This is a genomic window from Nonomuraea sp. NPDC048881 (assembly GCF_040649795.1).
Classification (GTDB): Bacteria; Actinomycetota; Actinomycetes; order Streptosporangiales; family Streptosporangiaceae; genus Nonomuraea.
The window spans coordinates 155,899-173,564 of record NZ_JBEZGC010000012.1; the positions used below are offsets into that span (position 1 = coordinate 155,899).

Annotated in this window: 16 protein-coding genes and 1 riboswitch; of the genes, 5 read left to right on the top strand and 11 right to left on the bottom strand. The window is 74.4% G+C overall.

Going from position 1 to position 17,666, the window contains the following annotated elements; translation table 11 throughout:
- Position 1 precedes the first annotated feature (1 nt).
- Genes cobO through AB0C33_RS35405 form a run of 5 tightly spaced genes read right to left on the bottom strand, consistent with a single transcriptional unit; the run spans position 2 to position 4,261 of the window.
- Entirely contained in the window at positions 2 to 604 is a 603-nt protein-coding gene (cobO, locus tag AB0C33_RS35385; RefSeq protein WP_358295410.1) for a cob(I)yrinic acid a,c-diamide adenosyltransferase, read from the bottom strand.
- Between the two features lie 2 nt (positions 605 to 606).
- Complete coding sequence (locus tag AB0C33_RS35390) at positions 607 to 2,721, bottom strand: VWA domain-containing protein (RefSeq protein WP_358295412.1); 2,115 nt, start codon at positions 2,719 to 2,721, stop codon at positions 607 to 609.
- Positions 2,718 to 3,269 carry a histidine phosphatase family protein gene (locus AB0C33_RS35395; protein ID WP_358295415.1) on the bottom strand — a complete coding sequence of 184 codons (552 nt, stop codon included), beginning with the start codon at positions 3,267 to 3,269 and terminating at the stop codon, positions 2,718 to 2,720. The genes AB0C33_RS35390 and AB0C33_RS35395 overlap by 4 nt, the downstream gene beginning before the upstream one ends.
- 5 nt (positions 3,270 to 3,274) lie before the next feature.
- Positions 3,275 to 4,060 carry a CbtA family protein gene (locus AB0C33_RS35400; RefSeq protein WP_358295417.1) on the bottom strand — a complete coding sequence of 262 codons (786 nt, stop codon included), beginning with the start codon at positions 4,058 to 4,060 and terminating at the stop codon, positions 3,275 to 3,277.
- A gap of 9 nt (positions 4,061 to 4,069) precedes the next feature.
- Positions 4,070 to 4,261: a CbtB domain-containing protein gene (locus AB0C33_RS35405; protein WP_352320001.1), complete on the bottom strand. Its 192-nt coding sequence runs from the start codon at positions 4,259 to 4,261 to the stop codon at positions 4,070 to 4,072.
- Positions 4,262 to 4,295: 34 nt separating this feature from the next.
- A riboswitch (cobalamin riboswitch) is annotated at positions 4,296 to 4,425 on the bottom strand.
- 177 nt (positions 4,426 to 4,602) lie between these two features.
- On the opposite strand from AB0C33_RS35405, the gene AB0C33_RS35410 reads away from it, so the two are divergent.
- Entirely contained in the window at positions 4,603 to 5,034 is a 432-nt protein-coding gene (locus AB0C33_RS35410; protein WP_358295421.1) for a nuclear transport factor 2 family protein, read from the top strand.
- Between the two features lie 125 nt (positions 5,035 to 5,159).
- Here AB0C33_RS35410 and AB0C33_RS35415 read toward each other — a convergent pair whose 3' ends face one another.
- Positions 5,160 to 5,390 (bottom strand): hypothetical protein, encoded by a 231-nt coding sequence (locus AB0C33_RS35415; protein ID WP_358295651.1) that lies wholly within the window; start codon positions 5,388 to 5,390, stop codon positions 5,160 to 5,162.
- The gene (locus AB0C33_RS35420) at positions 5,339 to 5,749 is read right to left on the bottom strand and encodes a helix-turn-helix transcriptional regulator (protein ID WP_358295424.1); all 411 of its coding nucleotides are present in this window, start codon (positions 5,747 to 5,749) and stop codon (positions 5,339 to 5,341) included. Before AB0C33_RS35420 ends, AB0C33_RS35415 begins: the two co-directional genes overlap by 52 nt.
- A 274-nt stretch (positions 5,750 to 6,023) precedes the next feature.
- Between AB0C33_RS35420 and AB0C33_RS35425 the strand changes: the two genes are divergently transcribed.
- Positions 6,024 to 6,953, top strand: coding sequence for an aminoglycoside phosphotransferase family protein (locus AB0C33_RS35425; protein ID WP_358295427.1), 930 nt, complete (start codon positions 6,024 to 6,026; stop codon positions 6,951 to 6,953).
- Positions 6,954 to 7,019: 66 nt separating this feature from the next.
- On the opposite strand, the gene AB0C33_RS35430 is transcribed toward AB0C33_RS35425, so the two are convergent.
- Together AB0C33_RS35430 and AB0C33_RS35435 are read right to left on the bottom strand one after the other, a co-directional pair.
- Complete coding sequence (locus AB0C33_RS35430; protein ID WP_358295429.1) at positions 7,020 to 7,160, bottom strand: hypothetical protein; 141 nt, start codon at positions 7,158 to 7,160, stop codon at positions 7,020 to 7,022.
- 270 nt (positions 7,161 to 7,430) lie between these two features.
- Complete coding sequence (locus AB0C33_RS35435; protein ID WP_358295432.1) at positions 7,431 to 8,621, bottom strand: MFS transporter; 1,191 nt, start codon at positions 8,619 to 8,621, stop codon at positions 7,431 to 7,433.
- 80 nt (positions 8,622 to 8,701) lie between these two features.
- Here AB0C33_RS35435 and AB0C33_RS35440 point away from each other — a divergent pair, with 80 nt between their 5' ends.
- Both AB0C33_RS35440 and AB0C33_RS35445 read left to right on the top strand, forming a co-directional pair.
- On the top strand, positions 8,702 to 9,091 hold the full coding sequence (locus AB0C33_RS35440; protein ID WP_358295435.1) for a MerR family transcriptional regulator: 390 nt from the start codon (positions 8,702 to 8,704) through the stop codon (positions 9,089 to 9,091).
- 49 nt (positions 9,092 to 9,140) lie between these two features.
- Positions 9,141 to 10,058 (top strand): methyltransferase domain-containing protein, encoded by a 918-nt coding sequence (locus AB0C33_RS35445; protein WP_358295438.1) that lies wholly within the window; start codon positions 9,141 to 9,143, stop codon positions 10,056 to 10,058.
- A gap of 83 nt (positions 10,059 to 10,141) precedes the next feature.
- On the opposite strand, the gene AB0C33_RS35450 is transcribed toward AB0C33_RS35445, so the two are convergent.
- Entirely contained in the window at positions 10,142 to 11,449 is a 1,308-nt protein-coding gene (locus AB0C33_RS35450; RefSeq protein ID WP_358295441.1) for an FAD-binding oxidoreductase, read from the bottom strand.
- Positions 11,450 to 11,542: 93 nt separating this feature from the next.
- Between AB0C33_RS35450 and AB0C33_RS35455 the strand changes: the two genes are divergently transcribed.
- On the top strand, positions 11,543 to 14,776 hold the full coding sequence (locus AB0C33_RS35455) for a BTAD domain-containing putative transcriptional regulator (RefSeq protein ID WP_358295444.1): 3,234 nt from the start codon (positions 11,543 to 11,545) through the stop codon (positions 14,774 to 14,776).
- Between the two features lie 77 nt (positions 14,777 to 14,853).
- On the opposite strand, the gene AB0C33_RS35460 is transcribed toward AB0C33_RS35455, so the two are convergent.
- Positions 14,854 to 17,547: a BTAD domain-containing putative transcriptional regulator gene (locus AB0C33_RS35460; RefSeq protein WP_358295447.1), complete on the bottom strand. Its 2,694-nt coding sequence runs from the start codon at positions 17,545 to 17,547 to the stop codon at positions 14,854 to 14,856.
- Between the last annotated feature and the right edge of the window lie 119 nt (positions 17,548 to 17,666).

Genomic DNA, 17,666 nt, shown 5'->3' on the forward strand with positions numbered 1-17,666 from the left:
ACTACCACTCGATGCCCTTCTGCCCCTTCTGCCCGGCGTCCATGGGGTGGCGTACCTTGCCCATCTCCGTCACCAGGTCGGCGACCTCGATCAGCCGTCCGGGCGCGTCCCTGCCGGTGATCACGACGTGCTGGCTGCCCGGCCGGTCCGTCAGCGTCTTCAGCACGTCGTCCAGGTCCAGCCACCCCCACTTCAGCGGGTAGGTGAACTCGTCCAGCACGTAGAACCGGTACGTCTGCGCCGCCAGGTCGCGCTTGATCTGCTCCCAGCCCTCACGGGCGTCGGCCGCGTGGTCCTCCTCGCTGCCGGGCCGCTGGATCCACGACCAGCCCTCGCCCATCTTGTGCCAGGTCACCGGGCCGCCCTCGCCCGTCTCGCCGAGCACCTTGAGCGCCCGTTCCTCGCCGATGCGCCACTTGGCCGACTTCACGAACTGGAACACCCCGACCGGCCAGCCCTGGTTCCAGGCCCGCAACGCCATCCCGAAGGCGGCCGTGGACTTGCCCTTGCCCGGTCCGGTGTGCACCATCAGCAGCGGACGGGTCCGCCGCTGGCGCGTGGTCAGGCCGTCGTCGGGCACGACAGCCGGTTTTCCCTGAGGCATGTTCAGACCGCCTTCCTGTGGTCACGGACGACCGAGCCGAGATCGGCCAGAGAGTCGAGAGGCACGAGCCGCGCGCGCAGCCGGGCGGCCAGCCGGACGGCCAGGCCGAGCCTGACCGGCCCGCTCTCGCAGTCCACGACCACCGACGCGGTGCCGGCCAGCAGCGCGGCGGCCCGGTCCACGTCGCCGCCGGCCGTGGCCCGTCCGTCGGTGACCAGCACCAGCAGCGGACGCCTGGCGGGGTCGCGCAGCCGTTCCACGCGCAGCACCTCCGCCGCGCGCACCAGCCCCGCCGCCAGCGGCGTGCGCCCTCCGGTGGGCAGGGAGCGCAGCCGGGCCGCGCCTGCCTCCACCGACGAGGTGGGCGGCAGCGCCACCTCCGCGACGGCGCCCCGGAAGGTGATCAGTCCTATCTTGTCCCGCCGCTGGTAGGCGTCGAGGAGCAGGCTGAGCACGGCCGTCTTGACCGCGGTCATCCGCTTGCGCGCCGCCATCGAGCCGCTCGCGTCCACCACGAAGAGCACGAGGTTGCCCTCCCTGCCCTCGCGCACCACCTCGCGCAGGTCGTCGCCGCGCAGCGCCAGCCCGGGGCCCTGGTGGCCGCGTTCCCGCTGGTGGGGCGCCGCTGCCAGCAGCGTCGCCGGCACATGGAGGTCGCGTACGGGGCCGGGCGGGCGGCGCGCGCCGGCGCTCCGGCCGCGCCGGGTCCGGGACCGCGACCGCCGGCCCACCGCTCCCTCGCCGACCCCCGGCACCTCCAGCAGCGGCACCCGGTACGGCGCGGCCACGCCCGCCACCTGCGCGGCCGCCTGGGAGGCCGCCTGCGAGGCCGTCTGGGAGGCCGCCTGGGGCGCCGATGCTCGGGAGGCCGCCGTCCCCGTGGCGGTCGCCGCGTCCGGAGCGGGGTCTCCGGCCATCGGCGGCGCGTCCGCACCGGCGGCCGTGGACGCCGGTGGGTCAGCGGCGGCCGTCCGGCCGTCCGCCGAGGGCTCGGCGCCGGTCGGGTGGTTCCGCGTTTCGGGTCCGGTGCCGTCGCCCGGTGGCGGCGTCCCGCCAGGTCCGCCGGGACCGGAGCCGTCGGGGCCGCCGTCCGGGGCGTCGTCGCCTGAGGTGCGTTCCAGCAGCTCGTCGAGCAGCGCCTCGTCCAGGCCCGGAGCGTCGAACGGATCGCGCCGCCGGCGATGCGGCAGCGACAGCCGGGCCGCGGCCCGCACGTCCTCGGTCGTCACCGTGTCGCGGCCCTGCCAGGCGGCGTGGGCGATGGCCGCGTTCGCCGTCACCAGGTCGGCACGCAGGCCGTCCACCTCGAAGGCGGCGCACACCGTCGCGATCTGCCGCAGCCGGGCGTCCGGCAACCGCACGCCGGGAACCCGGGACCGCGCGGCGGCGATGCGGGCCGACAACGCCGATTCCGCTGCCGTCCATCGACGCGCGAACGCCGCCGCGTCCGCCTCGAAGGCCAGCCGCCGCCGCACCACCTCGGCGCGCTCCTCCGGGTCGCGGGACGCCCTGACCTCGACCGTCAGCCCGAACCGGTCCAGAAGCTGCGGACGCAGCTCGCCCTCCTCCGGGTTCATGGTGCCCACCAGCAGGAAGCGGGCGGCATGGCGGACCGACACCGACTCCCGCTCGACGTAGCACGTGCCCAGCGCGGCCGCGTCGAGCAGCAGGTCCACGAGGTGGTCGTGCAGGAGGTTCACCTCGTCCACGTACAGGACGCCGCGGTGGGCGGCCGCCAGCAGCCCCGGCTCGAACGCCTTCACCCCCTCCGTCAGCGCCCGCTCGACGTCGAGCGAGCCGGCCAGCCGGTCCTCCGACGCGCCGACCGGCAGCTCCACCAGAGCGGCCGGCCGTTCCACCCGCTCGGCGCCGGGCTCGTGCGGCCCGTCCGGGCACTCAGGGTCGGGTACGGCGGGGTCGCAGGCGAACCGGCAGCCGGGCACCACGCACACCGTGGGCAACTGGGCCGCCAGCGCCCGCACGATCGTGGACTTCGCCGTTCCCTTCTCCCCGCGGACGAGCACCCCGCCCACCCGGGGCGACACCGCGTTCAGCACCAGCGCCAGCTTCAGGTCGCCGAGCCCGACGACGGCGCTGAACGGATAGGTGACGATCAAGACTCAGCCTTCCGGTTGACGTGGACCACCCGCCAGCCGTCCCGCGCGACGGTCAGCTCGGTGGTGGACAGAGGAGCCAGGTCGAAACGGGCCGCGCGCAGCGGATCCAGCCCCAGGGCATGGCCGAGCGCCGCTCTGATGACGCCCGCGTCGCAGACCACGACGGCCCGCGGCTCGTCCCGTACCGAGTCGAGCCAGCCCGCCACCCTGGCGGCGAGCGCGCTCAGTGACTCACCGCCGTGCGGGGCGGCGTGCGGGTCGGCCAGCCAGCTCGCCAGCGCGTCCGGCTCCGCCAGCGCGACCCGTCCGTACGGCAGGCCCCGCCACCGGCCGCAGTCCGCCTCCGCCAGGGCGGGAACCTCGCGGGCCGCCAGCCCCATGGCGGCGGCCGTCTGCCGCGCGGCCCTGCAGGGAGCGGCCCATGCCGCCGCCGCCTCGACGGGCCCCGCCGCCGCGGCCCTGGTCAGGCTCGCCGCGTCGGCGTCCTCGTCGGCGGGAAAGCACCCGGCCCGCATCCCCGGTGTCGTGGCATGCCGGACGAACAGCACCTTGCTCAGCTCGGCGCCGCGACCAGCGGGTGAGCCGCCGTACGCCGCTCCGCCCGGTCGCTCGCCCAGCCGAACAACACGCCGAACGCCGCCCAGAAGACGAGCTGCGTGCCGAGCGAGGCGAGCCGGAACTCCCACAGCAGCGTGGCGGGGAACCCCTCGGGCACCTCATCGACCGCCGGCAGCAACCACCACGCGGCGACGACGGGCACCAGGAACGCGACCGCCGCCGCCGTCCAGCGAGCCCACGGGCCGCCGTCGACGCGGCGGGCCGTCGCCACCGCGATCGCCGTCGCCGCCAGCCCGACGAGGATCATCACCACGTAGAGCAGCGTGCGGCTGTTGATGGTGTCCGGATCGCCCACCGCAGGCGGGTTGGCTGGATATTTCACGAAGGGCACGAGGATGATCGCGGCGAACGCCGTACCGGCCGCGGCGACCGCCAGCCGCCCGTCGGAACGCGGGCCGACCCGCCCGCGCAGCCCGGCGAACACCAGGGCGAACACCCCGCCCACGGCCAGCCCGTAGAGCCCGGTGGCCAGGAACAGCCCCGCCTTCTGCACGGGCCTGCCGACCACGGCGTCCTCGCCGTGACTGTGCTCGGCCGCTTCTGCGTGGCCGTGCCCGGCCGTCCCGGCGTCCGGATCGGGCGCCTCGGCCTGGGCGGCGGCCTCCTCCAGGGCGATCGCGTGGTCCACGCGAGGTTCACCGAAGGCGAAGGCGAAGGCGCCCGCGATCAGTCCGGCCAGGAGTCCGACGAGCAGACCTCTGGCCAGGAAGGTGCGTACCATGACGGGCCCTCAGTGGCAGGGCACGCCGAGCAGGTGACGCCCGTCGTGCATCAGCTCGTGCAGGAAGGTGCCGGTCTGGGAGATGGCGCCGTTGTCCATCAGAACCAGGTAGGCGACCAGCAGCAGCACGGGCACGGCCAGCAGCAGCCAAGGGCGCAGGCGCGGAAAGGGAATCGTCGACGGGGTGGACAACCCGGTCATGTCAAGCCTCCTCAGGGGTCACGCGTCCCATATCACGAGGTCACGGCTGCCAAGCGACCTGGCTCCCGGGATCTACGTCCCGGATACAGTGGCGCGTCCGCACCGGCATCTCACCGGATTTCCCTTGGACAACCGTGAAATCTACCGGAACGTATCCTTTCCTCACGTTCGCGTCAACAGGCGACCGGTGCCCCTCGGTCTCCTGCCGCCCCGCCGCGCGCCTTTGCGAAAGGCCCAGAATTCTACCTCGCCGAGTATGCGGATCTAGCTTGCGTTGGTCATTCGACCGCATATCGACAGCCACGCTGGGCATCGAGCGAATAGTAGGAGGACCCGGTGCCATGAATGTTGCCCGCGAGGTGCGCGACCGCTATACGGACGCGTTCAACGCCCACGACATGACGGCACTGCTCGGCACTTTCAGCCCGGCCGGAGTGTCCATCAGCCCCGAAGGCGTATCTCAGGGACACAGCGAGCTGGCCTCCTATCTGGAGGAGTTCTGGACGGCGTTCCCCGACGTCCGGGCCGTGATCACGGAGTCCTCCGAGGGTGAGGCGACAACCGTCGACGAGCTTCTCATGGTCGGAACTCACCGAGGCCCATACACCATGCCCGACGGTCAGGTGCTGCACGCGACGGGCCGCCCTGTTCGTTTGCGATGCTGTTATGTCTGCACAGTGGAAGACGGACTCATCACGAGCTTGCGCCTCTATTTCGATCAACTGGAGTTGCTCACCCAGCTCTCCGACTCGGTGATTCTGCAACGTCCTTAGCGAATTGCCGGACGCGACGGATCGCCCCCCGCGTCCGCCCGTCCTGCACCTGACAGATGTACCCTCAGCAGGGCTCTGGTTGATCTTCGCGGCCGGCCGCACTCTGGCCGCATGACGACGGACGCTCACGACCTGACCGCCGCTGACACGACCCCGCGATAGGGGCTGCTCGGCGTGAGGGTCATGACGCCCACCTCCGGATGCCGGTAGTCGCGCGAGATGGAGGCGCGGTTGCTCACCGGGTGCTCGGTCCACATCGCACGGAACTCCAGGCTGAGCGCCGGCAGCTCGTCGACCAGCGCGTTCAGCCCTTCGTCGGTGGGGAAACGGATGTCGCCCCGCCGGCCGACCGCGATCGCGGGCCGGTCGGTGAAGGCGTCCGCATCAGCCTGATGCCGGGACGCGGCTGCTCGGGCTTGGCCCTCGCCCCGGCCCGGGCGGCCCTGGCCAGCCGGTGCAGGTGGGGCAGCTCGTCGTCGTCCAGCCGCAGGACGCGGGCGACAGCGTCCAGGACGTCGTCCGAGACGTTGGGGCTCTGCCCCTGCTCCAGGCGGGTGTAGCAGCCGACGCTGACTCCGGCCAGCGGCGCCAGCTCCTCCCTGCGCAGCCCCGTCACGCGCCGATGCCTGACTCCTGAGCTCAGGCCCACGTCCTCGGGACGCAGTCGGGCCCGTCGGGACCGCAGGAACTCGCCAAGTGCAGAAGCGGGATACATGGCAGCAAGACTGCCAAACTCCCCACCCGCACAAAGCCACCCGCCGCCCTCGGCGGCTGGCTGAACGGATGTCCGGTTCGCCTCGCCCGGGATCTGATACGGCGGTCGTTCGGCCGAGTTGCCGGGTGCGACGGCCACCGCGTCGAGGGCGAGGCTCAGATTCTGCACCCCGCCCGTTCCATGAGGTGGTGCGCTTGCCGGAAGGCGCACATGTCGCCGCGCATGGCTCCACTGCGGTGGGGGAGACGCTTCCGCTGGTGCTAGCGTGCCGCGAATGATCGAGGTACCGGAGGCGTTCGCGCGGAGCACCGTCGAGCGTGAAGGGGAGGGCGCCGCGAAGTGGCTCGCCGAGCTGCCCGGGATCGCGGAGGAGTTGCTGGCGTCATGGAGCTGTGTGCCGGACGGCGCCGTCCTGCATGGAGGGGTCGGGATCATCGTCCCGGTGCGGCGGGCCGGGGAGGCCGCTGTGCTGAAGGTGTCTTTCCCGCATCCCGGCAACGTCCACGAACCGGACGCCTTCGCCGCGTGGGGCGGGCGCGGCGCCGTCCGGCTGTACGAGCGCGACGACGAGCGTTTCGCCATGCTGCTCGAACGGGCCCGGCCGTCGAGGCTGGCGGAGCTTGAGGACGGTGATGAGGTCGTCACGGTCGCCGGACGGATCAGTCGCCGGCTGGCCGTCCCCGCGCCGCCCGGTCTGCCCCGGTTGCGGGAGCAGGCCGACGCCTGGGAGGAGCAGCTGCGTAAGGACGCCGCGGAGGTGACGCGCGCACCGGGGCCTCAGGTGGTGGAGGCCGCCGTGGCGACCGTCCGCGAGCTGGGCCGCGTGCAGCCGGATCTCCTCGTCCACGGCGATCTGCACGCCGGCAACATCCTGCGGGCCGATCGCGAGCCCTGGCTGGCCGTCGACCCCAAGGGGTACGCGGGTGACCCCGCGTATGACGGCGGCACGCTGCTCAAGTCGCGCGCGCTGACGCTCCTGGAAGCCGGCGACCTGCGCAAGGCCGTCCATCGCGTGCTGGACGTCTTCGCCGAGGCCGCGGAGGTCGATCGGGAGCGTGCCCGGCGGTGGGCCCAGTTCCATGCCGTCCAGGCCGCGTTCTCGGGGCGGCGCCACGGCTTCCGCATCGCCCGGAGCGGAGCACGCCTGGACTGGCTCACCGCCTTCGCGGACCGCCTGGCCGAACTGCTCACCGAACGCCCTTGAGCCGGGGGAGCCGCCTTGTCCTGCGGGCCCGGACGGCTGACAGCAGCCGACGGCAGGTCCAACTCCTCACAGGCGTGTCGCCTCGCCTGTCACGAGGCCGGCGTTCTGGAGAATCAGCCCGACGGTCCGGGCCAGGGTGCTGCTCTCGTCGATGATCGTCTCCGTCGCGCCGGGCAGGACGTCCTGTTCGAGGTACCAGCGCCGCATGTCGTCGAAGCTGAACCGGGTGCGCTGAGGCCGCGTCCGGTGCCTGGCGAGCGTCTCCTCTGGGGATCCAGGATGACGTGGTAGCCGGCGTTCCGTGCGTGGCGGCACATCACGTCGAGCAGCCTGATGTTCACGCCGTCCGCCGTGTCGCGCTCGCGGAGGATCTCCCGGCGTACGACGTCCTGACCGATGAGGGCCATGCCGCGCTGCTTCACTCGTCACCTGGTCCTCTGGACGGCGGTCGGCGCGGCGCGGCGGGTGGGCGGGGAGTCAGACGGCGATCGGGGCTTGGTGTTCGGCGGTCTTCGGCGACGTCCGTGGCCGGGGCAGGACGAGGTAGGTGAGGGCCAGTCCGATCAGGCTCAGTGCTGCGCCCGCCAGGCCGGTCCACCGCAGGGCGCCGGCGGCGACGATCGCGCCGCCGATGACCGAGCCGGCCGCGGCCCCGAGGTTGAAGGCGCCGACGTTGGCGGAGACCGCCAGGTTCGGGGCGGCGCCCGCGTGGTGCAGGATCAGTCCCTGGAGCGGGGCGATGGTCGCGGTGGCGAGCAGGCCGAGCACCAGGACCGCGGCCACCGCGGCAGGCTGCCACACCACGGCGAACGGGACCAGCAGGAGCGTCCCCGCCAGCCCGCCGAAGACCCCCCGTACGGTGGCGCTCATCGACTTGTCGGTCAGCCGTCCGGCAGTGAGATTGCCGATGAAACTGCCCGCGCCGTAGGCGAGCAGCAGACCGGAGACCGCCGCGGGGGAGAAGCCGGAGACGCGGATCAGCAGCGGGGCGATGTAGGTGAACACCGTGGCGACCCCGGAGAAGCCCACCGCGGTGGTGGCGATGGCGAGCATGACCGGCCGGCGCGTCACCACGCGTATCTCGTCACGCAGTCGCGTGGACGGCGCCTCCTGCCGGGGCAGGACGACGGCCAGGAGCATGGCGCCCACCAGGGACAGAACGGTCAGCACGGCGAACGGAGCCCGCCAACCGGCGCTCTCCCCGAGCAGTGCGCCCAGGGGCACTCCGAGGAGCGTGGCCACGGTGAAGCCGGAGGCCACGGTGGCGATGGCCGAGCCCGTCCGCTCGGCCGGGACCACCCGGGTGGCCGTCACCAGCGCCAGAGCCAGGAAGGCGGCGTGGCTGAGCGAGGACACCACGCGGCCCACCAGGAGCAGGCCGAACGACGGCGCCGCCGCGCTGATCGCGCTGCCCGCCGCGAACAGCAGCATCAGCCCGACGGCGAGCCCCTTGCGCGGCAGCCGCGAGGTCAGCAGGGCCATGAGCGGCCCTCCGGCCACCACTCCGAGCGCATATGCGGTCACCGCCTGTCCGGCGGTTCCCACGGAGACGTCAAGATCAGCTCCGACCTGGGGCAGCAACCCGGCGATCAGGTACTCCGAGGTGCCCACGACGAAGACGCTTGAGCACAATGCCGCGAGCGTCGCGAAACCCTTGTCCATCTTCATGGCGTAGACGCTAAAGTCTCACATCGATATGAGAGTCAAGAGGAGCAGGGTGATGACCGGCTCGCCGTCAGGAGGTCGTCGTGCGCATCGGTGAGCTGTCCCGGCGGACCGGCGTGGCCGTGCACCTGCTGCGCTACTACGGGGAACAGGGGCTGCTCCACCCGCAGCGGCGCCCCAGCGGCTACCGGGAATACGCCGAGGAGGACGTCGCCGTCGTCCGCCGCATCCGCAGCCTGCTGGCCGCCGGCCTGAACACCTCGACGATCATGACGGTCCTGCCGTGCCTGCGGGACGCCGGCGACCGCCTCGTCCCCACCTGCTCGGACCTGCTGGCCGACCTCCACCAGGAGCGCGCCCGCATCGCCCAGGCCATCAGCGACCTTCAGACCTCCATGGACGCGCTCGACGACGTCATCGCCGCGGCCCCGGCCGACGTCACCCGCCGGGCCCTGGCCTCACTCGGCGGCTGAATCCCCTGTCGTGCTGACGCGGCACGTGGAAGATCGTCAGGATGGCGGCATGAGTTCATCGCAGCCCTTCGCCGACCACGGGCCCGAGCCGGACACGACCTCAGGGGAGGCGGTGGATGGCGCCGGCGCGGCGTCCCCCACCTCCGGGTCCGTCCCGGATCACCGCTACCTGCTCGACAACGCCAGGAGGGAGGCGGGCGAGCGGTTCACCTGGCTGGCCGAGCTGTTCGACGGCGTCACACGGGGGCACTTCGACCGGCTCGGCGTGCAGGCGGGCTGGCGTTGCTGGGAAGTCGGCGCGGGAGGCCCCGGCATCCCCGAGGCGCTCGCCACGGCCGTCGGGCCGACCGGTCACGTGCTGGCCACGGACATCAACCCCACCTGGCTGGACCCGCACGCCGGGTACGAGGTGCTCCGGCACGACGTCGTCGCGGACCCGCCGCCGCAGCCGGGCACGTTCGACCTGGTGCACGCCCGGCTCGTGCTCGTCCACGTGCCCGACCGGGCCAGGGCGCTGGCGACGATGGTGGCGGCGCTGCGCCCCGGCGGCCGGCTGCTGGTCGAGGACGCCGACACCGAGCTGCAGCCGCTGGCCTGCCTCGACGAGGCCGGCCCGGCACAGCAGCGCGCCAACCGGCTGCGGCGCGCCGTCCGGGAGTTGCTGACCCGCCGTGGCGCCGACCTGCGCTTCGGCCGGACGCTGCCGCGGGCGTTGCGCGCGGCCGGCCTGGTCGACGTCGCGGCGGCCGGCTGCTTCCCGGTCGGCGGGGTGGCCTGCGACCGGCTGGAGGCCGCGACGGTGCGCATGGTCCGCGCCGAGTTGCTCGCCGCCGGTCTGGCCGACGACGCCGAGATCGACGCGCACCTGGCCGCCGTCGAGGCCGGCGAGCTCGACCTCACCCTCGCGCCGCTGATCTCGGCATGGGGACGCCGCCCGGAACAGCCCGAGGCGTCCGACCCGCGGTGAGGCGCGGCCGGTGAACACGCCGCCGGCCGGGACGGGGACGACGCCGCTGACGTGCTCTCCTCCCGGCGGCTCCCCGGTGGTCGTCAGGCGAGGACGGGGAAGTTGCCGCGGAAGGTGCCGCGGGGGTCGCGGGACCGCTTGACGTCCCGGAGGCGGGCCAGGTCGTCCGGGGCGAAGGCGGCGGCGGCGCGCTCGCCCGGCGCGAGGAAGGTGAACGGCTTGCGCCCCGACGTGCAGGGCACCAGCGCCCCCGTCAGCCGGTCCATGCGCTCGCGCACGGCGGCGCCCCCGTCCTGCCCGGGGATGCCGAACAGGTACAGCGCGTACGGCTCCGCCAGGTGCCCGGCCGGGATGCCGGAGGGCCGGGCCAGCGCGCCGCCCAGGTGCCGGACCTGGACGCTGAGCAGCGGGTCGATGGGCTGCTCCAGCAGCACGGCGGCCACGTCGTCGGTCAGCCCGGTCAGCAGTTCGGCGCGGGACATGCCGGGGCCGGGGTCGGTGGGTTCGGCGGTGATGGCGCCCAGTCCGGCGACCGGCAGCACGGCGCGGGAGTCCGACAGACGTCCCGCGATCTTCTCCAGTGGCCGCATCAGCGTCTCGGCGTCGCCGCCCGCGCCCAGGTAGGTGGCGTCCACGGCCACCAGCGGGGCGGCGCCGGGGAACTGCAGGAGGTCGTACCAGAGGGTCAGTTCGTCGGGTGCGGTGGCGGTGATCTCGCGGTAGGCCTCCAGGACGGCGGGGGCCGTCGCGGCGGGCCACAACATGCGGCCGCCGTAGAGGTCGGGGGCCGGGTGCAGGTCGAATTCGAGCGCGGTGACGACGGCGAAGTCGCCGCCGCCGCCGCGCAGGGCCCAGAACAGCTCGGGGTCGTCGTCGGCGGTGATCCGGGCGCGCGTGCCCGTGGCGTCCACGATGTCGAAGGCGCGGACGCTGCCGGCCGCCCAGCCGTGCCGGCGGCCGAACCAGCTCAGGCCGCCGCCCAGGGTGTAGCCGGTGACGGTCACCGCCGGGCTGCTGCCGGCCAGTCCGGTCAGCCCGTGCGGGCTCGCGGCCTCCTGGACGCGGCCCCACTTCACGCCGGCCCCCGCGCGGGCGACGCGTTCGGCGGGGTCCACGTGCAGGTGGTCGAGGCGGGCGGTGCGCAGCAGGATCGCCTCGCCGGTGTCGCCCGTGGCTCCGTGGCCGCTCGGCTGGGTGGTGATGGTCAGTCCTGCCAGGTGGGCGTGCCGGACGAGCGCGGCCACATCCTCGGCGTCGACGGCCTCGACCACGGCCCGCACGGGCTGGTCGATCGCCAGGTTCCAGGGCCGCCGGGCCTGCTCGAACCCTTCGTCGCCGGCCGCGAGCACCGTGCCCCGGACCACTCCGCGCAGTTCGTCCCCGATGTTCATGTTCACGCCTCTCTCGTCGATGGCTCCACTTTGTCGGGTGGGGGCTGGGGTCGAGCTGGGATCGAGTTGAGGTGCCGTAGGGTGGAGACGGACATGGCAGGGTTGGAGTTCCGGCTGTTCGGGCCGCTTGAAGTCGCCGGCGGGCAGGGTGTGCTGGATCTCGGTACGCGTAAGCAGCGTGCCCTGGTCACGATGCTGGCCCTGGAGCCCGGCCGGGTGGTGTCGCTCGACCGGCTCATCGACGAGCTGTGGGCGGGGGAGCCGCCCGCCGGGGCGACCCGCACTCTGCAGGCGTACATCGCCCATCTGCGCCGGGTGCTGGAGCCCGACCGGCCGCCGCGTACCCCGCCGCGTGTCCTGCTCACCCGTGAGCCGGGCTATCTGCTGGCCGTCGCGCCCGGTCAGGTGGACCTGTGGCGGTTCGCCTCCTGGGCCGGCGAGGGCCGCGCGGCGCTGGCGGGTGGCGCGCCCGGCCGGGCCGTCGAGCTGCTCGACCGGGCGCTCGGGCTGTGGCGGGGCGAACCGCTGGGGGAGTTCGCCGGTCAGGAGTTCGCCCAGCCGGTCGCCGCGCGGCTCGCCGAGATCCGCCTCACCGCTCTGGAGGACCGTTTCGACGCGCGCCTGGCTCTGGGGGAGGACGCGCCTCTGATCCCCGGTCTGGAGGCGCTGGTCGAGGCCGAGCCGTACCGGGAGCGGGCCTGGTCGCTGCTCGTGCGCGCGCTCTACCGGGCCGGACGGCAGGCCGACGCGCTGGCCGCGCTGCGCCGGGTGCGTGAGCGGCTGTCGGCCGATCTCGGGCTGAGTCCCGGCCCCGACCTGCGGGAGCTGGAACGCGCGGTGTTCGACCAGGCGCCCGAGCTGCGTCCGCCGGTGGCCGAGCCGGTGGCGGCGTTCGTCCCGGCCGCGCCCGAACCGGAGGGCGAGGTCCTCATCGCCCGCTCGGCCGAGCTGGAGCTGGTGGCGCGGCGGCTGGGCGCCGCGCGGCGCGGCGACGGCGGGGCCGTGCTGGTCATGGGGGAGGCGGGCATCGGCAAGACCCGGTTCGTCCGGGCCGCCGCCGACCTGGCCGCCGCGCGCGGGTTCCGGGTGGCGTGGGGACGTTGCGTCGATCGCGCCGCCTCGGCCTTCTGGCCCTGGACGCAGATCCTGCGCGAGGCGGGCGATGCCACCGGGCTGCTGTCCGGCCGCGCCCGCGACCCCGAGCAGGATCTGTTCGGCCTGTACGAGCAGGTCCTGGACGTCCTGACCCGGCCGCAGGCGCCTTTGGCCGTCGTCTTCGAAGACCTCCACTGGGCCGACGTGTCCTCGCTGCGGCTGCTGGAGTTCGTCGCCGAGTCCGCGCTGCGGCGTCCGCTGCTCGTCCTGGTCACCTGCCGTCCCGAGCCCGGCGACCACCCCGGCGAGCTGCGCGGGACGCTGGCGGCGCTGACCCGGTCGGGCGAGCGCCTGGAGCTGCCGCCGTTCACCTCCGGCGACGTGGCCGCCTTCCTGCGGGCCAAGCGGGTCGCCGACGAGCCCGGCCTGGTCGGCGACCTGCTCGACAGGACCGGCGGCAACCCCTTCTACCTCGGCGAGGTGCTGCGCCTGCCGCGCGGCGAGCGCACGGTTCCCAGCGGCGCCCGTGACGTGATCGAGCGTCGCGTCGCGCGCCTGCCCGACGAGACCCGGGTCCTGCTCGCCGCCGCCGCCGTGGCCGGCCGTGACGTGGACGCCGGCCTGCTGGAAGCCGTCACCGGCAGCACCGCCGAGCAGGTGATGGCCGCTCTGGAGCCGGCCGTCGCCACCGGTCTGCTGACCGAGCCGCCCGCCGGGCCCGACTACCGCTTCTCGCACGCCCTCGTCCAGGAGGCCCTGTACGCCGGGCTCGGCAGGCTCGACCGTTCACGCCTGCACCTGCGTACGGGCGAGGCGCTGGAAGGCGTCCTGCCCGAGTCGCGGTCGGCCACGCTCGCCCACCACTTCTCCCAGGCGGGCCGCCTCGACGTCGCGGGCAGAACCGTCAGGTACGCCTCCCGCGCCGCCCGGCACGCCGGCGCGCAGCTCGCCCACACCGAGGCGGCCGGTTTCTGGACGCTCGCCCTGTCGGCGCTCGAACCCGGCCGCGACGCCGAACGCGCCCGCCTGCTCACCGAGCTCGGCCACGCCCACCGCGCCGCCGGTCAGCCGCAGGACGCGCACCGCGACTGGGAGGAGGCGATCGGCCTGGCCAGGGCCGCCGGCGACCGGGAGGCGCTCATCTCCGCGGTCACCGCCATCGGCGGCCCGGCCCTGTGGAACTGGCGCCCGTACGGCGTCGTCGACCCCGACCTGGTCGCCGTCATCGAAGAGCTGCTCGACGGCCCGCTGCCGGACGCCGACCGCGCCACCCTCCTGGGCACCCTCGCCCTCGAACTGCACTACGGTCCCCGCGGCGCCGAGGGCGAACGCCACGCCGCCGAGGCGGTCGCCCTGGCCAGGCGGACCGGTGACACGCCGCTCCTGGCCCGCACGATGAACAACTACCTGCTCGCCGCGTTCCGCCCCGGCGGCAACGCCGCGCGGCGCGCGATGGCCGAGGAACTGGCGGCCCTGCCCGGCCTGCCGGTGAGCGGCGAGGTGCTGGCTCGGGTCTCCCTCATGTCCTGCCTGCTGCGCGACGGCGACCTGCCCGGCTGGGACCGGGAACTGGCCCGCTGCGAGGCGCTGCTGGCCGGATCGCCGCGCCCGGAGCTGGAGTCGATGGTGCGCATCGCCCAGACCCCCCGTGCCACCCTCGACGGCCGATGGGAGGAGGCCGAGGACCTGCTCGCCCGGTACGGCGACATGCGGTTCGCCCCGACCATGTGGGGCCGCAGGTTCCACCGGCTGGTGACCACGTTCACCTGCCGGCGCGGCCAGGGGCGGGTGGCCGAGATCCTGGAGGAGCTGGTGGCCGCCGCGGAGGAGCCGCGGTTCGTGCCGCTGCGGCCCGTCGCCGTGCTCGCCGCCGCCGAGTCCGGCCGCGTCGAGCTGGCGCACGAGCTGCTGACGCGCTGGGGGACCGACGTCCCCGACGACTGGGTGGCCGACTTCCTCGTGCCCGTCTGGGGCCTGGTCGCCGCCCGCCTGGGCGTGCCCGATCCGCGCGCGCTCTACGACCGGCTGCTTCCGTACGCCGACCTGCTGGTGGTGGCCGGCATGGGCACCGCCTGCTGGGGGTCCACCCATCTCGTGCTGGCCGAGCTGGCCCGCCGCCTCGGCGACGAGGACGCCGCCCGCGCCCACGCCGCCGCCGCTCGGCCGGCACCGGCGGGCGGCCGGCGGATCTCGCGCAGGACCACGCCGAGCAGCCGGTCGGCGCTCGGATAGCCCGCCCGGCCCGAGTCGTGGGAGCGCGCCGCGGCGCCGCCCGCACGCCGGCGTGCGCCGCCCGTCTCAGCGCAGTCTCAGTGCTTCCCCAACGCTCTGGCCTGCTCCCTGACCTGCTCCGCGCGGGCGTCGCCGAGCTGGTCGAACCACTCCGCCGCGCGTTTCCACGCGTCGAGCGCCGCCTCGGCCTCACCGGCCTGCGCGTGCGTCTGGCCCAGCCTGACCAGCGTCTCCGCCGCGGGATACAGGTCGTCGCAGCTCCGCAGCAACTCCGCGGCGCGTTCGTAGCAGGCCACCGCCTCGGCGTGCTGGCCCATGGCGTCCAGGACGTAGGCGACGCTGTCCCAGGCGTGCCCCTCGCCCTGCGGGTATCCGAAGCCGGCCAGCAGGCGCTGCGCCCGGCGGCAGTCGGCCAGCGCCTGCTCGTACTCGCCGCGCTGGGCGCGCCACCAGCCCGCGTTGTTCAGCGCCCGCGCCTCGCCGACGACGTCGCCGCCCTGCCTGAACAGCTCCATCGCCCGTACGGCGTGCCCCAGCTCCCGCCCCGGCCTGATCCGGCTCAGCGGGACGGTCAGCCCCAGGTGGACGTGCGCCTCAAGGACCGGCTCGGCGAACCGGCGGTGCAGCTCCAGCGCCCGCTCGTAGTGCGCCACCGCCTCCCGGTCGTGTCCCAGCTTGACGTGGGCGCGGGCCATGGCGTTGTGGCAGCGCGCCGCGGCCAGCCCCTCGTCGAGACGCTCGGCCGCCGACAGCGCCACCGCCTGGACGCCGAGGATCTCGGCCCACGGGCCGCGCCGCTGCATGAACTCCGTGAACGCCCAGGCGAGCTGCCAGGCGTGCCGGTCCAGCCCGGCGCCGGTGGCCTCGGCGAGCAGCGCGGGCAGGGGCAGCGACTCCGCGGCGAACCAGCGCAGCGCCTGCGCCGCGCCGGCGAAGCGCTGCACCACGACGCCCGCGACCGGCGGTGGCGGGTGCAGCCGCTCCCGATGGGGATAGCAGACCTCGCTCGCGGCCAGGCCGGTGTGCACGTAGTGGTCGAGGAGGCGGTGCGTCGCCGCCCGGCGCACCTCCTGGTCGTCGGTCGTGCGGCCCTGCTCGGCCGCGTAGACCCGGAGCAGGTCGTGCAGGCGTACGCGGCCTTCCGCGCGCAGCTCGACCAGGTTGGCGTGGTCGAGCCGGTCGACCGTCTCCCGCGCGCGGTCGACCGGCAGCCCGGCCAGGCTCGCCACCGCCGCGAGCGGCAGGTGCACGCCCGATTCGCGGCCGAGCAGCCGGAAGAGGCGGGCGGCCGGTTCCGGCAGGTCGTGGTAGGAACGTCCGAGCACCTGACGCAGGTCGATGGCCGGATCGGCGTGGACGAACGGCTCCAGCCCCGGACGCGCCAGATCGGCGGCGGCATCGGCCAGCGACAGCTCCGTCCTTCGGGACAGGCGCGCCGCGACGATCGCCAGCGCCAGCGGCAGGTGGCCGCATCGGCGCACGATCCGCGCGGCGGCCTCGGGCTCGGCCGACAGGCGTGCCGCGCCCAGCCGCGCCGACAGCAGCCCGCGGGCGTCGCCGTCCGGCAGGACGTCCAGGCGCAGCAGCGACGCGCCCGCGGTCACCGACAGGCCGGACAGGTCGGAGCGGGTGGTGATCAGCGTCAGGCAGCCCGGCGCGCCGGCCAGCAGGGGACGCACCTGGGCCGCGTCGCGGGCGTCGTCCAGGACGACCAGCACCCGGCGGCCGGACAGCAGGCTGCGGAACAGCCCGATCTGCGCGTCGAGGCTCGCGGGCACCCGTCCCTCCGGCACGCCGAGCGAGCCGAGGAAGCGAGGGAGCACCGCGGCGGCGTCACTCGCGTCGAGGTCCGCGTGCAGCTGGCCGTCGGGGTAGCGCTCCCGGCGCAGGTGTGCCCAGCGCAGGGCCAGCGACGACTTGCCCACCCCCGGAGGGCCGTGGATCACGCGGACGGGGGCCCGCTCGCCGTCCAGCCGCTCCAGCTCGGCGGCCCGGCCGACGAAGCAGCCGAGGTCGAGCGGGAGCTGGGCGGGCGCCACGGGCTCGGCGGCGCGGGCGCCCCGATCGGGGTGCAGCATCCGCTGGTGGACGCGGTGCAGTTCGGGCCCCGGATCGACGCCCAGTTCCTCGGCCAGGAGGGCGCGCACGTCCGCGAAGCGGGTCAGCGCCTCGGCGGTCCTGCCCCACTCGTGCAGCGCCTCGATCAGCGCCGCCGCCACCGGCTCGTCCAGCGGGTACTCCTCGGCCAGCGGCGACAGCGCCGCCACAGCCGCTCCCGGATCGGCGCGGGTCACGGCGCGCGCCCAGCGCAGGCGGACCTCCTTGTGCTCGTCACGAAGAGCGCGGCGCGCCCGCTCCGCCCACTCGCCCGGCAGCCCCATGAGCGGCTCGCCGCGCCACAGCCCGAGCGCCTCGCCCAGCAGCGCCTCAGGCTCCGGGACGGACGCCGCCCGCTCGGCCAGGCCGCGGAACCGGACGAGGTCCACCGCCGTCTTCTCCACGTCGAGCAGATAGCCGCCGAGCCGGCGCAGCACGTCGCCGTCGTCGCCCAGCACCTCGTGGCGGAGCTGCGTGATGATCGTGTAGAGGGTCCTCCTGGCGCCGTCGGGCACCTGCTCGCCCCAGATCCTCTCCTGCAGCGCCTCGACCGGGACGACCCGGCCCACCTCCCACGCCAGGGCGGCCAGTGCGAGCGCGACCTGCGGAGGCCGTACCTGGCGGATCCGTGCCTCGCGTTCCAGTTCCACCGGCCCAAGCAACCGAATCAGCATGATCTTCGAGGGTAGTCATGGAGACGGCATTGAGAAATCGCCGAGCCGGCGGACGCACAATCGAACGCCTCCCTGTTCCGGTAGCCTCATCGGCGCCTGGCCAAGGTGATCAGGAAAAG